A 19325-nucleotide genomic window follows, 5' to 3' on the forward strand; every position below is an offset into this window, starting at 1 on the left:
GTCAGGACCATACGAGAACGACTCCTCAGCGCGAGTGCAGCCGCGCCGAGTTCACCGGTCGAAAGCCGCCGAGTTTCTGCTCGAGCAGTTCGGCCAGCCGAAGTGGGGTGCGGTCCTCGAACATCGGGCCGATGAGCTGGACTCCCACCGGGAGGCCCTCCGGGGACAGGCCCGTGGGGATGGCCGTGGAAGGGAGGCCGGGCATGGTGGCCACTCCGGCCCAGACGAGTTGGTCGAAATAGGGGTAGTCGGTGCCGTCGATGGTGAGGTGGCGGTCCTCCAAGCCGCCGTTGTGGTTGTGCGGGAAGGCGGGGGTGGGGGTGATGGGGCAGACGACGGCGTCGAATTCGGTGAAGAGCCGACGCCAGGATTGGCGATGGAGTTCGCGGCGAGCATTCGCGTGGACCCAGTCGCGATGGCTGAGGACCATGCCGCGCAGCCGGGCGGCGTCGAGACTCCGGTCGTCCGGCTGCAAAGCGGCGGCGTCGGTGCGCAGCCGTTCGTAGACGTCGATGGGAAGTGTTGCGGCGGCATTCGACAGCATCAGCTGCATGTAGAGCGTCGCCGCTTCGATGGGATCGGGCAGCAGCGGACTGTGGCGTCGGACGTGGGCACCCCCGTCGGTGAGCGCCTCCGCGACCCGGTTCACGCCCGCTCGCACCGCCGACCCGGTCGGGATGAGGGGATGGTCCTCGATGATCAAGACGCGGAAGTCCGACAGCTGCTCGTGACGTGCGGGCGGCAGCGCGACGTCGTAGGCGATGCCGTGGGTCAGCGGGTCCGGGCCGGCCATGACATCGAGCAGCAGGGTGAGGTCGCGGGCGGTGCGTGCCATTGGGCCGACGACGGCGAGGTCGAGGTCGGTCGGTAGGGCCGGGCTGGGCGGCGCGACCATGCCCCGGGTCGGCGCCAGACCGAGTGTTGGCTTGTGCGCGTAGATTCCGCAAAAGTGGGCGGGCGTGCGCAGCGAACCGGCGAGGTCGGAGCCGATGGACAGTGCGCCGAATCCTGCGGCCAGGGCCGCCGCCGAGCCGCCGGAGGATCCGCCCGCGGTGCGGGTGTGATCCCACGGATTGTTGGTGGTGCCGTAGATGTCGTTGTAGCTCTGGATATCTCGCAGCGTTGCCGGGACATTGGTCTTGCCGAGCAACACCGCGCCTGCCGCCTTCAACCGCGAAACCTGTGCCGCGTCCTCGGCCGGACGATAGTTCGCGTACTCGGGCATGCCCCAGGTCGTGGGCAGCCCGACCATGTCGTAGGACTCCTTGACCGTCACCGGAATGCCGAGCAGCGGCCGGTCCTCGCCGCGGGCACGCGCCGCGTCGGTACGCTGTGCCGCCGCCCGCGCGTTATCGAAATCCGGCACGCAGATGGCGTTGATCGCCTTGTCTTCCCGCTCGATTCGAGCGATCGCCGCTTCGGTCAGCTCCACCGATGTCACTGCACCGGCCCGCAGTGCCGCCAACATTTCTTCCGCCGACTGAAGATTCGATTCCATGAATTCGACGTTATTGGCCCGCCGGAGAAGGCATAAAATGCCGCCTGGTACAACGAAAAGTCCAGCGGGCCACCTTCATCGGCGATCGACTCGCCACTGGAGGTACATCACGCCAGTTCACAGCCTTGACGGGGCGCTGAAGCCATTCACATAAGCCATGAGCGGGCGTTTCGCACAACGGGATACATGTCTCAGGGATGAGCGGTTTCTCCGGCGATGAGAGGCCGGACTTTGGTGAGCAGCAGGTGCTGGAATTGGTCGGGGTGGCGGAAGCCGGCGAAGTGACTCGCCTCGTGGATGAGGGCGAAATCCTTGAGCGGGGCGTTGATCGCGTCGACGTAGGCGCGGGCGGGGGAAGGTGGGGTGAGGGCGTCGCTATCACCCTGGAAGACGAACATCGGGAGACGGAAGGTCAGACCCTCGGCCCATTCGTCGATGATGACGGCCTGCGTGCCCATCTGCTCGGAGAAGGTCATGCCCTTCAGGTACAGCCGCAGCCCACGCAGGCTGTGCAGCGGCGAGAACCAGAGTGACCGGATCACAACAGTTTTCATGGTGTCGAAGGACAGCGGATCGCTGGTGATGACGAACTTGTTGTACTTCGACCACTGCTCCGGAGTCCAGGTGGACTTGTCCGGACCCATGGCCTCGGCCTCGGCCAGCTCCTTCTTCTTTCCCTGCGCACGCAGTCGCGCAACCATCGCCTCATAGGCCGACCGCTCGCGACCACCGGCATTGATGTTCTGGTCGGTGCCGACGTAGGCGTGAAACAGTTCGGGGTGATTGCGCGCCAAGCGCAGCCCGATATTGGTGCCGAAAGAGTTGGCCACCAACAGGACTCGATCCACACCCATCCGCCGGCGCACATTGTCGATGACTTCCAGTGCGTCTCGGTAGATCTGGTCCAAGTTCATCTCGCCCTGGTTCCCCGGCGCGGCGGCGAAGGTCTTGCCGGAGCCGCGGACATCCCAGCGCACGATCGTGAAATCCCGTTCCCAGCCCCGGGTCCGGGTCATGAACACCAGATTGGACGCGCCGGGACCGCCCTGGATCTCGACGATCACCGGGTTGTCCCGATTGTCGCCGCGAATCGAAATCCATTGGGCGAGACCGCCGATACGGACGAACCCGGACTCGTCCACGCCCCGCGGATCGGTGATCCGCAGCCGTTTGGCATTGATCACCCGCTTGACCTGCCGATAGCCGAGCACCCCGAGAACGGGTGCGCCGACAACGACCACGAGCGCGATCAGAAGAAGGCCGAGCATTGAGTCTCCTGGATAGTGCCGATACCGACCGCAGACTCTGCCGCCGGCCACTGTCAGCGCCCTGTCCACGGCTGACAGCGGTCATAAGCGCAGGTCCAAGCATCTTGCACAAATGTCTTGCACATTTGTCTAAGACGTTGTTAGAGTCGTGTCAGCACAACAGAAACGGAGCTGACAATGACCACTCGCAACACCCTCGACATCGCCGGTCGCACCCTGTCCTACCTGGACTTCGGCGGCACCGGACGTCCGCTGCTGGCCCTGCACGGCCACATGTCCGACGCCGAGAGCTTCACCGGGCTGGCCGAGCGCCTCACCGGCGGGTGGCGGCTGATCGCGCTCGACCAGCGCGGGCACGGCCACTCCGACCGTCCGGCGGATTACACCCGTGCGGGCTACATCGCCGATGTGGTCGCACTGCTGGACCACCTCGGAATCGACAGCGTGGTGCTGCTCGGACATTCCCTGGGCGGCGTCAACGCTTACCAACTCGCCGCACAACAGCCCCAACGGGTGGAGGCGATCATCAACGCCGACACGGCCGTTGCGCTCGGACTCGGCGGCGGCAACCCGTTCGAATTCCTGCGCACACTGCCCTACGAGGCCGCCTCCCACCAACAGCTCATCGACGAGATGGGGCCGTTCGCAAGCTTTTTCGGCCCGCTGATCCGCGAACGCGCCGACGGCAGCTGGGGCCTGCCGTTCCACCCGCTCGACATCATCGAGTCCGAGGAGCAGGTGCACGGTGATCATTGGGCCGACTGGCTCGCCAGTTCCTGCCCGGCGCTGGTCATTCGCGGCGGTCGCGGCACTCCCGGCACGATTCCCGCCGACCAGGCGCGGGCGATGGTCGACCGCCGCCCCCACACCCGCCTGGTGGAACTCGACACCGACCACTTCGTCTACACCGACGACCCCGACGGGTTCGCCAAGGCGGTCAACGAATTCCTCGACGGACTGCGATGATTCGGACCGCTTGTCAGCGACCTGCGGCACTCAGGTCGTGAGGAACTTGCGCAGGGCGGACAGCACATAGGCCGGGTTCTCTTCCAGCAGCCAGTGATTCGCACCGGGGACCACGTCGGTGGTGGGGTGGTCGGCAACTCTCGGGAGGAAAGAACCGACGGCGGGGCCTAGGCTGCGCTCGCCGCCTACGCCGAGAACCGGGATGGTGAGTTTGCCGTCGTGGGCGAGGAGATCGTCCACTTCCTTCAAGCCGACGTCCTGCTGGCGGAAGTATTCGAATCCCGCGTGGGTGCGGCCGGGGCGGCTGAAGGCGGCGACCAGCTGATCGGCTTCGGTGGCGTCGATGGCTCCGGCCGACTCCTCGTAGAAGTGCCCGTAGAAGTCGCGCTCGTGGCCGGCGACCAGTCGCTCGGGCAGATCGCCGCCCGGGCCCTTGGTGAACCAATCCCACCACATCACACCGGGTTTGGCCTGCACGATGCCGAGATAGTCGGTCGACGGCGGGGCCTCGTAGACCGCCAGGTGCTTGACCTCGTCGCGGTAGCGCGCCGCGTAGGCGAGGGCGATCTGACCGCCCCAGTCGTGCCCGGCCAGGTCGATTCGGCCGAGCTGCAACCGCTGCACGACGGCGTGCACATCCGACGCGACAGCCAGGGCGGTATAGCCGCCGTCGTCCTTCGGCGCGAATCCGGAATCGCCGAAACCGCGCAGATCGATCGCCACCACCGTGTGGTCCGCGGCCAGGTCGGGCGCGATTTTGCCCCAGGCGCGCCAGGTTTCGGGCCAGCCGTGCAACAGCACCACCGCGGGGCCGTGCCCGCCGACCACGTAATGCACTGCGACGCCGCCATTGTCGGCGGAGCCCTCGGTGAAACCGGGCAGGGGTGCCGCCGCCACGGTGGAAACAGGGGTGGGTGAAGCGGATTTCGGCGACGAACAGGCGGTCGTCAATAGCAATGCCGAGGTCAGGACGGTGCCCGCGAGTGCGAGCAGCGGGGAGATTCTCATGGGCCGCAGCCTTGCCCGACGTGCTGGCAACGGGCTGTCGGCGCACCCATTTGACAATAGTGTCCACTGGACGCAGTATTGCGCTGGTCGGGAAAGGGAGAGTTCATGCAGGTAAGGCTGTTGGGGCCGGTGACGGCGACCGATGGCGTCGAGATACCCATCGGCGGCCCTCGGGTACGCGCACTGCTGGCCCTGCTGACTTTGGAAGCCGGGCGTCCGGTACCCGTCGCGCGCCTGATCGACCGCATCTGGGACGAGCAGCTACCGGTGGATGCGGTGAATGCCCTGCAAACCCTGGTCAAGCGGCTGCGAAGCAGCCTGCCGGACAGGGTGATCCGGCACGACAGCGGCTATTCACTGACCCTCGATCCGGAGGCGGCGGATGTCCACCGATTCACCGCCGCGCTCGCCGCGGGCCGCGCCTTCCTGGTCGCCGGGCAAGCCGGGCAGGCGGCCGAACGGCTGGACGCGGCCCTCGCCGAGTGGCGTGGCGCCCCGCTGGCCGATGTCGCCGAATCACCCGGATTACACACTCTCGCACTGGAGTTGACCGATCAACGACTCGTCGCGATCGAGCTGCGGGCGGACGCGTATCGCCTGCTCGGCCGCAGTGGCGAGGTGCTGCACGAACTCGCCGCCGAGGCGGCCGCGCACCCCTTCCGGGAGACGCTCGCCGCCCGGCTGATCACGGCACTGAACGCGGTCGGCCGCAGATCCGAGGCAATCCGCATGTTCGAGCGTATCGAGGAACTGCTGCACACCGAGTTGGGCACCGCGCCCGCCGCTGTGCTGCGCGAGGCCATGGCCGAGGTCCGGTTCGCGCCGTCGGAGGATGGGGTGGCGCAGACGGACGCAGGAGCCGTGACGCCGATCTTCCCTGCCGCCCGCGCGTCTTCCGACACGATCGGTGTGGGAACCGAATCGACTGCTGGACAGGTGAATTCGGCAAACTGGCCCATACCCGCGACGCTGCCTCGGCGATTCACGAGTTTTGTCGGGCGTGGCGCCGATGTGGACGGGGTCGCACGCATGCTGGGCGCGTGTCGGGTGGTGACCCTGGTCGGCACCGGCGGAGTCGGGAAGACGCGGCTGGCCACCGAAACGATCGAGGCGCACGCGGATGACTGGCCGGACGGCCGCGTCTTCGTCGAACTCGCGGTGCTGGATCGCGAGCGACCCGACCGGGCCGACCCTGCCACGGTCGGCCGCACCATCCTGACCGCGCTCGGCCACCTCGACCAGCCCGACCCCGGCGATGATTGGCTCGAAACCCTGTGCCACACACTGCGCGACCGCCGGATGCTGCTGATGCTCGACAACTGCGAGCACGTGGCCGCATCCACGGCGCAGGCGACCGCCGCACTGCTGCAACGCCTTCCGCTGCTCACGGTGCTGGCCACCAGCCGCGAGGCGCTCGGTATCGACGGCGAGCGTCTGTATCCGGTACGGACCCTGCCGCTGCCCGCCGCCGACGCGACTCGCGCCGAGGCCGACAGCTCGGCCGCCGTGCGGCTGTTCACCGATCGCGCCGCGGCGGTCCGCCCGGATTTCGCACTGACCGAGGACAATTGCGCCGATCTGTGCGCCTTGGTGCGCGGCCTGGACGGGCTGCCGCTGGCCATCGAGCTGGCCGCCGCGCGTATGCAGGCCCTGCCGCTGCGAGAGATCACCGCCCGCCTCACCGACCGATTCCGACTGCTGACCAGCTCTGCCCGGTATGCCGTGCCGCGTCATCGGACCCTGCTGGCGGCGGTGGCCTGGAGCTGGGAGCTGCTCACCGAGCCGGAAGCCGAATTGGCCCGGCGATTCTCGATTTTCGCCTGCGGCGCCACGCTGGACGCGATCATCCGGACCTGCGGCGCGGACCCGATCGACGTCCTCGCCTCCCTGGTGGCGAAGTCGCTGATCGAGTTCGACGGTGAGCGTTATCGCATGGCCGAAACCATCCGAGCCTATGCCGCAGGGCAATTGGAGATCTCCGGCCGGTCGGACCTGATGGCCCGCACGTTCGCCGACTACGCCATCGAATTCACCGATGCCGCCGCGGTCGGGCTGCTCGGCCCGGCCCAACACGACTGGCTGCGCCGATTGTCCGCCGACCACGGCAACCTGGAGGCGGCACTGCGCTGGGCGATCCGCACCGGTGACAGCGCACGCGCACTTCGCCTGCACGGCAACCTCGCATGGTTCTGGATGCTGTGCGGATATCACGAAGTCCTCACCGCCTACCGCGACGAGGTGCTGGCGTTGGTCGGCGATCGTCCTCCGGACGGTTGCGCCGGAGCCTATCTGGCCTCCCGGTACGCGGCGGGTCTGCCGCCCCAGGTGCTCGGCATCTGGTGGATGCGAATCGACTGTGACGCAGTCGAATTCGAACGGCTGGTGCGTATCGCCATGGCCGAGGCCCACCCGCCGCATCCGATCTTCGTGCTGATACTGGCGCTGCGCAGCAAGGTCGACGGAGACAGTAGGCTCTTGGCCGAATGCACTGCGGCCGAGGACAACTGGCTGCGCGGCAACGCCCTGCTGCTGGAAAGCTACGAAGCGCTCGGCGGTGACACACCACGATCCGGGCTGCCCATGTTGGAGGCGGCGGTGGAATGCCTGGGCAGACACGGAGATCCGCGCTCGCACACCCGGGCGCTGATCGCCTGCGCTCGCTTCCACCTCAGGTTTTCCGGCCTCGACACCGCCGCCCCGATCATCGCGCGGGCCGTGGACCTGCTCGTCGACGAGTTGAGCGTCTCCGAACAGGTCGGAGTGCTGAGCCAGGCCGCCGGAATGCATTTGTTCGCCGGCGACATCGACGGTGGCGCACAGTATCTCGACCGTGCGCAAGGTTTGCCCGCGGAGCGGCTCGCCCCGGTCGTCCGGCAATCACTGGCGGCGAATCAGGCGCAGCTGGCCTCGCTGCGTGGTGATCCGCAGCGCGCGATCGCCCTGTTCCGGCAACTGCCCGGGCCATTGCTCCCGCCCGGACCCGCACCACTGGTCCCCCACGATGCCATCCGCCTCATCGACCCGGTCGAGCACCTGCTGCTCTACGCCGCCGCCCTGACCGAGGCGGGCCTGCTCGACGACGCCGCCCGCGAACTGGCGCCCGCCCGGGCGCTGGCCCAACCGGCCTTCCCCGTGCTGCTGGCCGCAATAGCGGCCGGGTACGCCGTGCTCGCGGTGGCCCATGGGGCTTTCGAGCAGGCGGCCCGGATCGTGGGCGTGGTCGAACGCATCAACCAGCGCACGGGAATTCGGCTCGTCGGCGCGGATCTGCGCCGCGCACGGGAAGGGGCACGCGCGGCGCTCACTCCCGAGCGCTTCGCCGCCGAGTGCGCGGTCGGCACGGCCACCGGGGACGCGCAGATCATCGACCTGCTCGACCGCGGCCCCGCAACCGCGGCCGAACCCCTGCTGTGCGGTGACAGCCGGTTGACAGTGTGATCGCCGAGAGTCGTTCGGCCGGAATGGTTCCGGCTTTCCGACTCACAGGAGCACAGCAGTCATGACTGTCTCGAACGCCCCTCTCACCGGCCGCGTCGCGGTCGTCACCGGCGCCTCCAGCGGGATCGGCGCGGCGACGGCCCGCCGGCTGGCCGCCGACGGCGCACGCGTCGCGCTGGTCGCGCGCCGCGCCGAACGCATCAAGGAGCTCGCCGCCGAGATCTCCGGCATCGCGGTGGAAGCCGATGTGCGCGAGCAGGATTCCGTGCTGGCGGCGGCGCAGGTCGTCCGCACGGAGCTCGGGCGCACGGATCTGGTGGTGGCCAATGCCGGGGTGATGCTGCCCGCGCCCTTCGAGGCCGCCGACACCGCGGAGTGGGATCAGATGATCGCCACCAACGTCAACGGGCTGCTCTACACCAGCCGCGCCTTCACCGAGGACCTGCTCGCGGCCGCAGCCGAGGGCAAACCGGCGGACCTGGTGCACATCAGCTCGATCGGCGCCCACGTGGTGTTCCCCAACTACGGCGTCTACGGCGCGACGAAGGCCGCCGTCTCACACCTGAGCCGAATCCTGCGAGCCGAGTTCGGCCCGCGCGGATTGCGTGTCCACAATGTCGAACCCGGCCTGGTGACCACCGAACTCGGCGACGGCATGGAAGACCGCGACCAGTTCGAGGCACTGGCAGAGTGGCGCGAACAGAATCAAAGCCTCCCCGCCTCCGACATCGCCGACCTCATCGCCCACACCGTCGCCCTCCCCCGCCGCCTCAACATCGCCGACCTGGTCGTACTGCCCACGGTCCAGGGCTGAAAACCACCGCGGCGGCCGGAGATTCGTCGAACCTCCGGCCGCCGCAAGCAATGCTCGTCAGGGCAGGGTCTGCAGCGTGCCCTCGGATTTGTAGGTGGTATCGGCATCGCCAGAGCTGTCGCATTCCCACAGCACCATCGTGTTGGCCGGGAACGGGAGGTCGACGGACGGCACATAGTGCACCGAGTCGATCATTGCCGAGCCGGTCGAGACCGGAGCCTTGGTGCTGACATCGGCCGTCAGTGAAACCAGCGGAACGATGCTCATCCCCTTGCAGTGCCACGACGAACCGTCGGCCGGAGCGTCGACGTGCACGACTCCGCCGGGCATCAGTGTCACCTTCGGCGGCTGCGGCGCGGGCGACATGGCACTACCCGAATTGGCCGCGAATCCCGTTCCCGAACCGATCATCCCCAGCGACACCAGCGAACCCGCCAGCACCCCCACGCGAAAAGCATTCCTTACCAAAGCAACTCCCCTAACCAGGATCATCACGCCGAACACAGCGTGCGGACGCAAATCTACCCTGGCGGGAAACACCTCATGCGGCCGTCCGATCGAGCGATGAACGCGGAATACGCCGACGACCAAGTGTCGCCGGAGACGCCGTGGGCGGCGTCGGCCATGCACGGTCGACGGCAGCCGTCGGACCGATCTTCCCGTACCAGATTGGAGCAGATGACAACTGTTGCTTAGTGCATGTTCTTGCTATCTGGTCGCCACCTTCGCGATGCTCGTGATCGGCCTGATCGTTTGTACGAGCCCGTCGGTCGCCACCCGCTGCCGCCGCTGCTCGCAGTGGATGACGGATATCAGCGACGAGCCGGCGCCGACCTGTCTGCGGTGCCGACTGCACTTCTCGGGTCAGACTCGGCGGAACCTTTGTCGCCGTGGATATCCCGGCGAACACCCGCAATGCCGAACTGACGGTGTCGTGGCGTCCACCGGGATGGAAGATCGGGATCGCCACCGCCTTGATCGGGTTGATCGGCCTGGCGTTGCTGCAATGGGCGGGCCGCCGCAAGGCAGCTCAGTGTTGGTCGGCCAGCCATCGGTCGAAGGAGGTCGGGGCGATCCGGGCGTCGGCGCCGGGGAGCAGTACCGTTCCCGCCATTTCCGGGCCGAACAGGCCCGACCAGGTCGGCACGAGTTCGACCGTGTGACCGCGCGCCTGATTGGTTCGGCGGGCCATGTCGACCAGGTCCTGCGGGTCCGGGCCTGCGATTTCGCGGTATCGCCCGCGTGCCGCTCCCACCGCGATCTCGGCGAGGATGTCGGCCACGTCGGCGGGGGCGATCGGCTGCACGAGCAGGGGCGCGATCGTCGCGACGCCATCGGTCTCGGTCCAGCCGGTGACCATGGCGGCGAAGTCGTGGAACTGGGTGGCGGGCACGATCGTCCACGGCACCACGCCCTCGGAGACGAGTCGCTCCTGCTCGCGCTTGCCCGCGTAGTGCGCATTGCCCTCGACCCGATGGACACCGGCGATCGACAGCAGCACATGATGGCGGACGCCGGCCCGCTGCTCGGCGGCGAGCAGATTGGTGGTGGCGGCAGCGAAGGACGCCACCACCTGATCCTCCTCGGCCGCAGTCACATTGGTGACATCGATGACCGCGTCAACGCCCGTCAATGCCGCATCGAGGCCGATGCCCGTCGAAAGATCCACGCCGACAGCACGACTGATGCCGACCACCTCGTGGCCCGCCTTGCCGAGCGCTGCCACGGTCAAAGCCCCGATATGCCCGGATGCCCCGGCAACGGCGATTCGCATGATGCTCCTTGGAATTCGAGGCCGGAACGATTCCGGCGGCCACGACCCTCGGCGATCACACTGTCACCCGGCTGTCATCGGATCAATCGTCCAGCCTCACGCGGCCGTGCGATCGACCGAATGATCGTGCGGCCGTTGCTGCTCGAGCAGCTCGATCAGACCTTCGAGCGCCGCCAGCGACGACCACTCGTCACGAGCGACCAGACCCGGGTGCCGGTCGGATCGAGCGATGAACGCGGAATCCGCCAACGACCAACGCACGTCGAAAGACGAGAGGCAGAGTTCTCCGCCGTTGCTTCCCATGACCTTGCCTCTTCTGCCGAATCTGTGGCTCAGAAGCTCGATCCTGGTATCGCGACGCCGACCGCACCCGGTTCCTTGCGGGTTCAGTGCCCGCCCGCACCCGAAATTTCCGGTTCCTTGATGCCCGCGGCCTCGAACGCGCCGACCTGATAGCTGCCGCCCTTGATGCGGGTGATCACCGCCAACCGGTTGGCCGCGTTGATCATGGCGACCAGATAGACCAGCGCGGCGAGCTGGTCGTCGTCGAAGTGCTTGCGCGCCAACGCCCAGGTGTCGTCGCAGACGCCGTGGGCGGCGTCGGCCATGCGGGTGCCCTCCTCGGCGAAGGCCAGCGCGGCCCGCTCGGCGTCGGTGAACACGGTGGACTCGCGCCAGGCGGCGACCAGGTTGATGCGCACGGCGGGCTCACCCGCGGCGGCCAGCTCCTTGGCATGGGCGTCGACGCAGAATCCACAGCCGTTGATCTGGCTGACGCGCAATTCGACGAGTTCGATCAGGGACTTCGGCAGTGGCGACTGCAGGATGGCCATGCTGGTATTGGCGAAACGCTTGCCGATCTTGGCGCCGAGCTCGTTGGCGTTCAGGTCGAAACGGGGTTCCATGGGGTGATCCTCACTCTCGGTGCTGCATTGGATGACCACAAGACGACCGCCGATGGACGGCCGTAACGCCGCCGGAGTGTGAGGTGAACCATCCGGAATCCGTGTTACGAACCGGCCCGGTCCGGCGTCGAGTGGACAAGACCGTCCAGAGAAAGCAGGCACCATGACAGCGACGACACCGGACCCCGCCACCGAAGCCTTTGTCACACACCGCAATCTGCTGTTCACGGTGGCCTACGAGATGCTCGGCTCCGCCGCCGACGCCGAGGATGTGCTGCAGGAGACCTGGCTGCGCTGGACCGGCGTCGACCTCGACACCGTGCAGGACCGGCGCGCGTATCTGGTCCGGATCGTCACCCGCCGCTCGCTCGACCGGCTGCGCGCCCTGGGCCGCCGCAAGGAGTCCTACGTCGGCCCGTGGCTACCCGAACCGCTGCTCACCGCGCCCGATGTCGCCGACGATATCGAACTGGCCGAACACCTTTCGATGGCCATGCTGCTGGTGCTGGAAACCCTGACACCCATCGAGCGCGCGGTGTTCGTGCTGCGCGAGGTCTTCGACCTGGACTACGAGGAGATCGGCGAGGCCGTCGGCCGATCCGCGACCGCGGTGCGGCAGCTCGCCTATCGAGCCCGCTCACACGTCGCCGCCCGCCGCCCCCGCGGCGTGGTGTCCGCCGCGGACACCCGTGCGGCCCTGGACGCGTTCCAGCGCGCGGTCGATACCGGTGACCTGCAACACCTGCTGGACATTCTGGCCCCCGATGTCGTCTTCCTGGGTGACGGCGGCGGGGTCGCCCAGGCCGCGCTCGTCCCCATTGTCGGGGCCCGCGCGGTCGCGGCTCTGCTGGCCGCGGGACTGCGCAACCTCGCCATCAGATCCCCGCGGGCGGCCAGCGTCAACGGCCACCCCGCGCTCGTCCTGAGTCTCGACGACCGGATCGATACCGTGCTGGCCCTGCGCATCGACAACGGCCGGATCACGGCGCTCTACTCGGTCCGCAACCCACACAAACTCACTCGTCTGGAGCAGGCGACTCCGCTGCACCGCTGAGCACCCCGCGTTCCCGGGCCGGTTACCAACTTCACAATGCCCGCCCAGGTGAGAGTGGGTCCGGGCGGGCCGGAAAGATGGGGTCGAACAACTCGAGTACGAGGAGAGGTCGACAGTGGAACGTATTGGTGTGATCGGCGGCGGAACCATGGGTGCCGGTATCGCGGAGGTGGCCGCACGCGCGGGCAGCTCGGTGCTGATTCTGGAACGTGACGCCGAGGCCGCCGCGGCCGCGGAGACCCGGATCGACAAGTCCCTGGCGCGGGCGGTCAAGTCCGGCCGGCTCGAGCAGGCCGACGCCGATGCGGCGCGCGGGCGGGTCACCCTCACCACGTCGATCGACGATTTCGCCGACCGTGAGCTGGTCATCGAGGCCGCGCCGGAGATCGAGGCGCTCAAGGCCGATTTCTTCACCAAGCTCGACGCCATCGTCTCCCCCGAGACCATCCTGGCCACCAACACCTCCTCGATCCCGGTGATCCGGCTGGCCAACGCCACCGCCAACCCGGGCCGCGTGGTGGGCGTGCACTTCTTCAACCCGGTGCCGGTGCTGCCGCTGGTCGAGATCGTGGTGACCCTCAAGACCGACCGCGCGGTCGTCGACAAGGTGACCGCGTTCGCGCGCGACGTGCTCGGCAAGCGCACCATCGAATCCAAGGATCAGGCCGGGTTCATCGTCAACGCCCTGCTCATCCCCTACCTGTGCAGCGCGATCCGGATGTACGAGACCGGTTTCGCCAGCGCCGAGGACATCGACGAGGGCATGGTCAGCGGCTGCGCCCACCCCATGGGCCCGCTGCGCCTGACCGACACCGTCGGCCTCGACGTCACCCTCGCCGTCGCCGAATCCCTCTACGCCGAATTCGGCGAGGCCCAGTACGCGCCGCCGGTGCTGCTGCGCCGCATGGTCGACGCCGGCTACCTCGGCCGCAAAACCGGCCGCGGCTTCTACACCTACTGAGGCATATCGCTTCAGTCGCAGACAATTCCGGCCGCCCGAGTGGCGGCCGGAAAAGTTTCGATCGCGACACGGGCGCTCTTCCGAACCGCAGCTCATTCGAGAAACTACGGTAGCGAGGAAATCCCGCGAATCACCTTTTCCCGGCATCTCGACGATGCCGCGCGATGAAAGGTTTCAGTGTGCGATCGCAGAGCCGAATATCTCTGAGCGGAAATATTTCTCGAATTATTGTCGGTGCGGGCATGACCGCGATAATGGCCGGGACGGCCGTCGCGGTCACCGCGTGTGGGAGCTCGGACGGGAAGTCCGATCAGAAAACGACCTCGTCCTCGAGCGCTCCGGCCGTGAGCACCACGACGACCGCCGGGACCGTCCCGACCTCCGCTGTCCGGCCGTCGCCCAGTTCCACCAGCGGTCCGGTGCAGCCTCCGGTGACGTCCAAACCAGCGGGCGAGGCCGACCACAGGGCCGGAGATCCGTGCCCCTACGACGCCATGGTCACCGGGCAATGGCAGTGGACCGGCGTGAAGTGGGTCTGCGTGCCCGTCACGTCACCAGGTGGCGAACAACCCGGCAACGGTGGCGGAATGGGTGGCGGGCAACCCGATAACGGCGGCGGCATGGGTGGCGGTCAGCCGGACAATGGCGGCGGGATGGGCGGCGGGCAACCGGGCGGCGTACCCACTACCCAGCCTGACGGCGGTGGCATGGGTGGCGGGCAGCCCACGGACGGGATGAACGGCGGCCAAGGGTGAGTGCGGCTCGCCTGGGCGGCCAGTTGGCCGGAATCGTTGCGGTGGTGGCGGTTTCGATCGGCTCGAGCGTCGGCTCGGGCGGCTTGGCGGGTGCCATCGACGATGTGCCGACGCCGCTGCGGCCCGCGACGGCACAGGATATGACTGCGGGACAATACATTCTGGATTTCGGGTGGTTCCACGCGCAGGATCCCCACGGTCTCGGGTTGTTTCAGTTCACCTATCTGAATCACGGGATGGCCGGGGTCAAGTGGGGGTACATGAACAATCTGAATCTCAATGATCCGCAGGGCAATTACAGAAACCTGGTCGAGTATCCGGCCAGTCCGGTGCATGTCACCGAGGCTCCGACGCTCGACAGCGCCATCCTGCATTTCGCGTGGGTCGACGAGAAGCAGGCGTGGCATCTGACCTACGACAATATGGATACGATCGCCGACCTCTGGTACTCCAACACCCATCCGGGGGCGGCGATGGATCCGGTGGATTGGGATGGCACCAAGGTGTTCTGGGCCTCGTCCATCGCGACCGCCGATATCAACGGGCGGGTCAAGTTTCCGGGGCACAGCGAGTTCACCGAGGTGAATCACTGGGTGGGAGAACAGGAACGGATGGCGGGCGGGTTCTTGCTCGGCCCGGGACACGTCGGCTACGACTACGCCCAGGCCGGCAATCCGGACGGATCGGCGGATCAGATGTTCGTGTTCCCCGAGGCGGACGGCAAGACCCGTGGCCTGCTCGCGCACACCGCCGCGGACGGGGCACTGACCATGTGCGAACCGCGGAGTTATGAACAGGCGGACTGGGATTCGATCTCCGAACCCGCCGAACAGATCGGCCCGTTCGACTTTCCGCGTACGGTGTCCGCGCACTGCGATGACCTATCGTTCACCTTCTACGTGGATCAGCCGCATCTGTTCCCGCTCAACATCCAGCTCTCCACCACCACGATGTCACAGGGGCACAGCAGCGTTCCGGGCTCCCGGGCCACCATCCAGCACGCCCGCGACGTCGGCACCGGCTTCAATACCGGACTGCCCCTGTACGGCTTCCCGAATCGTCCACCCACCTACTGGAATTGAGTGAAAGGCGGACAGTGCCGTGAGCCAAGCCTTCTGTGAGGGAATGAATTCGGTCATGAATGCCTTCGCCTACAGCCCGGCCTTCTACGCCGTGGTGCACGGCCTCGACGCGGTGTGGGACGGCGGGTTGAGCGCCGTCTGGGCCGCAGCGGTCGGACGGTGACCGGCGAGCGACACTCGATGAAGCGCCGCACCTTTCTCACCCTCGTGGGATCCGCGGCGCTGGCGGGCTGTTCGACCGACAAGTCCACACCGCCCGTGGACATCGCGAACGGAATCTCGATCTCCGCGTTGCCGAGTGAGGAGAGCGAGCAGCAACGCCTGGGGCGGACCTTCAGTCTCGCGGGATTCCAGCCGACCGGCCGGGCCATTCCCGCGGGCACCGAATTCTTCGTGGAGGTCGACCGGCCGGGTCCGCATGTGGAGTTGGTGATCGGTGCGCCCGGATTCGGCCCGACCGATCCGCGGGTGCACCCGCTGACCGACAAGCGGTTCACCGTCACCGATGCCGAGGGCGGTCCGCTGCACATCCGCCATACCGGCCAGGCATCGGACGAGCCGGTGCTGGTCAGCTTCGGGCCGTCCGTCCGGGAGCTGCCGTTCCACCGGCTGGGGCAGCCGCTCGATGTGTGGGAGCAGGCTCTGGCCGCCGCCGAGGACTCGGCGCCCGTGCAATTGCCAAGTGAGCGCGCGGTATTCACCCTCAGCGCCGCAGCGGCGCGCCAGTACCTGCACGGCGATATCGATCAGCTGCTACGCACCTACGACGAGATCATCGGCGTCGAGGATGCGATCAGCGGCGAGACCGACGACGACTCCCCCGACCGCCGCAGCCCGCTGCTGTACTACGTGTCCCAGGGCAATCCGGGCGAGAATCCGAACGCCACCAGCTATCGGGTGCAGTACCCGTCCGATTCGCTCGACGGCATCCTCACCGTCGACGGCCTGCACACCTCCTGGGGCATGTGGCACGAACTCGGCCATATGCATCAGCAGTCGGCCTGGGAATGGGACGCCGTCACCGAGGTCACCGTCAATATCTACTCGCTAGCCGTGCAACGGCATTTCGGCGAGCCTTCGCGGCTGACGGCGGAGACCGAATTCGACACGGCCGCACAGTTTCTGGCCCTCCCCGACGATCAGCGCGACTACGACGCGCTGGCCGCGGACCACCCGCCGATCCCGAATGCCGGCTTCTTCACCATGCTGGTCATGTTCGAGCAGCTCCGACTGGGCTACGGCGACGACTTCTATCCGAACCTGCATCGCCTCGCCCGCCGCCGGTCCACCGCGCCGAACAGCGAAATCCCCACGGGCAAGGACTATCTGATGTGGGCGTCGAGCAAGGCGTCCGGTGCGGATCTCACCGGCTTCTTCACCGCGTGGGGATTGCGGCCGGGCGAGTCGGTGCGGGCCGCCATCACAGCACTCGGCCTGCCGCCCAGCCGTCCGGATCTCACCGAATTGCGTTCCTAGCGACTCGGCGGTCAGTAGCTGCGGGTCAGCCGCCGAAGATGGCGGTGGGATCGCCGGTGTACCAGGTGTTTTCGATGCGCATGCGGTGGATGAGCCAGCGGTCGCCGTCGCGGTGCACTTCGAGGATGTACGGATTCTTCAGCAGGGCATGGGTTTCCGGGGCGTCGATGAGCAGGTGCTGGGCTTCGATCAGCGCGGTCATGTGGGCGGTGTCGCCCTGGATGGTGATGCGCGGGTTGGTGACCTGATGGGTGGTGTTCACCCGGCCCGTGAACATCGCGAGGATGGTGTCGACGATGGCGTTCCGCCCGGTCATGAGGGGCGGGCGGGCACCCCATCGAGCGGCGGCGGGCCGGAAATCCAGCTCGGCGTCCACGGTGAAGGCCGAGGCGAACAGTTCCTTGTCCTTGCGGTCCTGCCCCAGCGCGAAACGATAGAGGGCGTCCGCGATTTCGATGCGATCCCGCATCTCGGCCAATACGGCCGGCACATCGTGGGCAGGCGCAGCCAGTGCCCGATCGGTCACACCCGAGTTCTGCTTGTCCGACATGAACCGAACCTATAACCGGCGGCGGCGGACGAGCGGCGCACCGAACGCCAATACCGGACAATCCACGCCAATGCCCCGCCCAGGTTTTCCGCACCGGAAAACCGGCGCAGGCACGGAAACACACTTTGAACTGCGGTGATTCGTCGATCCCTCGGCGCCGGTGATGATTCGGCCGGGCGCTGCCGCCTACCGTCGAGACGGCCGGATGACCGGCACCGAAGACGAGATCGAACGCAAGACCGGGGGGGAATCAGTGACTGGACAGGCCGATACCAAAAAGGGCGGATCGGGGCTCGGGTGGCTGTTGATCGCAGCGGGGGTGGGCGCATGGCTGTGGGGCCATTCGCTGCCTGGCGTCGACCACGGTGCCCCCACGTGTGACGGGAAGAAAATGGGGACGTCCGACACCTGCGAGATCTTCTCCACGCAGCACGGGGTGAGCGGATCGTTCAGCTATTCACAGATGCAGGACAAGGCGAACCATACCGCGCACGAACACAAGACATGGCTGGAGTGGGGCGGCGGTGTCGCAGTGGTGGTGGGTGGGTTCATGGCGTTGTGAGCGCGGCGGACCGGGCACGCCCGGTCCGCCTGCGACAGACCGGGATTCAGAGCGAGCGGGAGATGATTTCCTTCATGATCTCGCTGGTGCCGCCGTAGATGCGGTTCACGCGCGAACCCGTGTACATGTTGGCGATCGGGTATTCCATCATGTAGCCGTAGCCGCCGAAGAGCTGCAGGCAGCGGTCGACGATCTTGTCGCTGGTCTCGGCGGCGAACAGCTTGGCCATGGAGGCGGTCGACGGGTCGTTCTTGCCGTCGATGTATTGCTTGATCGCGTAATCCACCAGGGTCTTGATGGCCAGCGCCTCGGTCTTGACCTCGGCCAGCGTGAACGCGTTGTGCTGGAACTTGCCGATCGGCCGCCCGAACGCCTCACGCTCCTTGGAGTAGCGCAGCGCCTCCAGCACCGCCGCCTCGGCCAGCGCCGAGCACAGGCTGGCGATGATCAGCCGCTCCCGCGCCAGCTGCTCCATGAGCTGGTAGAAACCCAAACCCTCTTGCGTGCCGAGGAGATTGGCGACCGGCACCCGCATATCGGAGAAGAACAGCTCGCGAGTGTCCTGTGCGTGCTGGCCCATCTTCTCGAGCACCCGGCCACGCTCGAAGCCCGGCAGGTCCTTCGTCTCGGCCACGATGAGCGAGACGCCGGCCGCGCCCTTGGACGGGTCGGTCTTGGCCACGATCACCAGCAGATCGCAGTGGGTCGCATTCGAGATGAAGGTCTTCGAGCCGTTGACGACGTAGTGGTCGCCCTCGCGAATCGCGGTGGTGCGCACCGACTGCAGGTCCGACCCGGTGCCCGGCTCGGTCATAGCGATGGCCAGCACCAGCTCACCGCTGATGATGCCGGGCAGCCATTTCGCCCGCTGCTCTTCATTGCCGTAGTGGTACATGTAGTGCGACACGATCGGCGAGTGCACCGAGAAGCCGAAACCGTTGTCGTGCGCGTAGACCAGCTCTTCCTGAACCACCGCCTGCAGGCCGAAATCGCCTGCCGCGCCCCCGAATTCCTCGGGCAGATCCAGTCCGAGCAGGCCCGCGTCGCCGGCCTTGTTCCAGAACTCGCGGTCGACCATGTGCTGCTTGGTCCAGCGCTCGCGATTGGGCGCGGCCTCCTTGCGGAAGAACTCCCGCGCGTGCTTGCGCAGCTCGCGATGCTGATCGGTCTCCCAGACGGGAACGTAATCGGGGAAGAGTTCGGACATCGTTGTT

Annotated in this window: 18 protein-coding genes; 9 read left to right on the forward strand and 9 right to left on the reverse strand. The window is 67.1% G+C overall.

The features are described from left to right. Positions 1-25: 25 nt before the first annotated feature. Both ACFXHA_RS44495 and ACFXHA_RS44500 read right to left on the reverse strand, forming a co-directional pair. Entirely contained in the window at positions 26-1498 is a 1473-nt protein-coding gene (locus ACFXHA_RS44495; protein ID WP_379367343.1) for an amidase, read from the reverse strand. Positions 1499-1689: 191 nt separating this feature from the next. Beyond that, positions 1690-2766: an alpha/beta fold hydrolase gene (locus ACFXHA_RS44500; RefSeq protein WP_379367345.1), complete on the reverse strand. Its 1077-nt coding sequence runs from the start codon at positions 2764-2766 to the stop codon at positions 1690-1692. A gap of 177 nt (positions 2767-2943) precedes the next feature. Between ACFXHA_RS44500 and ACFXHA_RS44505 the strand changes: the two genes are divergently transcribed. Beyond that, positions 2944-3732 (forward strand): alpha/beta fold hydrolase, encoded by a 789-nt coding sequence (locus ACFXHA_RS44505; protein ID WP_379367347.1) that lies wholly within the window; start codon positions 2944-2946, stop codon positions 3730-3732. Positions 3733-3762: 30 nt separating this feature from the next. Here ACFXHA_RS44505 and ACFXHA_RS44510 read toward each other — a convergent pair whose 3' ends face one another. Further along, positions 3763-4740: an alpha/beta fold hydrolase gene (locus ACFXHA_RS44510; protein WP_379367349.1), complete on the reverse strand. Its 978-nt coding sequence runs from the start codon at positions 4738-4740 to the stop codon at positions 3763-3765. Between the two features lie 105 nt (positions 4741-4845). Here ACFXHA_RS44510 and ACFXHA_RS44515 point away from each other — a divergent pair, with 105 nt between their 5' ends. Then, positions 4846-8178, forward strand: coding sequence for a BTAD domain-containing putative transcriptional regulator (locus ACFXHA_RS44515; protein ID WP_379367351.1), 3333 nt, complete (start codon positions 4846-4848; stop codon positions 8176-8178). 61 nt (positions 8179-8239) lie between these two features. Next, on the forward strand, positions 8240-8992 hold the full coding sequence (locus tag ACFXHA_RS44520) for an SDR family oxidoreductase (protein ID WP_379367353.1): 753 nt from the start codon (positions 8240-8242) through the stop codon (positions 8990-8992). 57 nt (positions 8993-9049) lie between these two features. Here the strand turns inward: ACFXHA_RS44520 and ACFXHA_RS44525 are convergent, their stop codons facing one another. From ACFXHA_RS44525 to ACFXHA_RS44540, 4 genes are all read right to left on the reverse strand, one after another. After that, positions 9050-9439, reverse strand: coding sequence for a hypothetical protein (locus ACFXHA_RS44525; RefSeq protein ID WP_379367355.1), 390 nt, complete (start codon positions 9437-9439; stop codon positions 9050-9052). Positions 9440-10022: 583 nt separating this feature from the next. Continuing rightward, the gene (locus ACFXHA_RS44530; protein ID WP_379367356.1) at positions 10023-10766 is read right to left on the reverse strand and encodes an SDR family oxidoreductase; all 744 of its coding nucleotides are present in this window, start codon (positions 10764-10766) and stop codon (positions 10023-10025) included. Between the two features lie 96 nt (positions 10767-10862). Then, complete coding sequence (locus ACFXHA_RS44535; protein ID WP_379367357.1) at positions 10863-11069, reverse strand: hypothetical protein; 207 nt, start codon at positions 11067-11069, stop codon at positions 10863-10865. 83 nt (positions 11070-11152) lie between these two features. Then, positions 11153-11671 carry a carboxymuconolactone decarboxylase family protein gene (locus tag ACFXHA_RS44540; RefSeq protein WP_379367359.1) on the reverse strand — a complete coding sequence of 173 codons (519 nt, stop codon included), beginning with the start codon at positions 11669-11671 and terminating at the stop codon, positions 11153-11155. Positions 11672-11834: 163 nt separating this feature from the next. Here ACFXHA_RS44540 and ACFXHA_RS44545 point away from each other — a divergent pair, with 163 nt between their 5' ends. From ACFXHA_RS44545 to ACFXHA_RS44565, 5 genes are all read left to right on the forward strand, one after another. Next, complete coding sequence (locus ACFXHA_RS44545) at positions 11835-12725, forward strand: RNA polymerase sigma-70 factor (RefSeq protein WP_379367361.1); 891 nt, start codon at positions 11835-11837, stop codon at positions 12723-12725. Between the two features lie 115 nt (positions 12726-12840). Then, positions 12841-13686: a 3-hydroxybutyryl-CoA dehydrogenase gene (locus tag ACFXHA_RS44550; RefSeq protein WP_379367363.1), complete on the forward strand. Its 846-nt coding sequence runs from the start codon at positions 12841-12843 to the stop codon at positions 13684-13686. Positions 13687-13928: 242 nt separating this feature from the next. Then, entirely contained in the window at positions 13929-14441 is a 513-nt protein-coding gene (locus ACFXHA_RS44555) for a hypothetical protein (RefSeq protein WP_379367365.1), read from the forward strand. After that, positions 14438-15523: a hypothetical protein gene (locus tag ACFXHA_RS44560; RefSeq protein ID WP_379367366.1), complete on the forward strand. Its 1086-nt coding sequence runs from the start codon at positions 14438-14440 to the stop codon at positions 15521-15523. Before ACFXHA_RS44555 ends, ACFXHA_RS44560 begins: the two co-directional genes overlap by 4 nt. A 180-nt stretch (positions 15524-15703) precedes the next feature. Further along, the gene (locus ACFXHA_RS44565; protein ID WP_379367368.1) at positions 15704-16999 is read left to right on the forward strand and encodes a M60 family metallopeptidase; all 1296 of its coding nucleotides are present in this window, start codon (positions 15704-15706) and stop codon (positions 16997-16999) included. A gap of 25 nt (positions 17000-17024) precedes the next feature. Here ACFXHA_RS44565 and ACFXHA_RS44570 read toward each other — a convergent pair whose 3' ends face one another. Then, positions 17025-17549 carry a nuclear transport factor 2 family protein gene (locus ACFXHA_RS44570; protein WP_379367370.1) on the reverse strand — a complete coding sequence of 175 codons (525 nt, stop codon included), beginning with the start codon at positions 17547-17549 and terminating at the stop codon, positions 17025-17027. 205 nt (positions 17550-17754) lie between these two features. Here ACFXHA_RS44570 and ACFXHA_RS44575 point away from each other — a divergent pair, with 205 nt between their 5' ends. After that, entirely contained in the window at positions 17755-18111 is a 357-nt protein-coding gene (locus ACFXHA_RS44575) for a hypothetical protein (RefSeq protein ID WP_379367372.1), read from the forward strand. A gap of 46 nt (positions 18112-18157) precedes the next feature. Here the strand turns inward: ACFXHA_RS44575 and ACFXHA_RS44580 are convergent, their stop codons facing one another. Continuing rightward, entirely contained in the window at positions 18158-19318 is a 1161-nt protein-coding gene (locus ACFXHA_RS44580) for an acyl-CoA dehydrogenase family protein (protein ID WP_379367374.1), read from the reverse strand. Positions 19319-19325: the final 7 nt, after the last annotated feature.

The sequence above is a fragment of the Nocardia sp. NPDC059240 genome (assembly GCF_042753865.1).
Lineage (GTDB): Bacteria > Actinomycetota > Actinomycetes > Mycobacteriales > Mycobacteriaceae > Nocardia.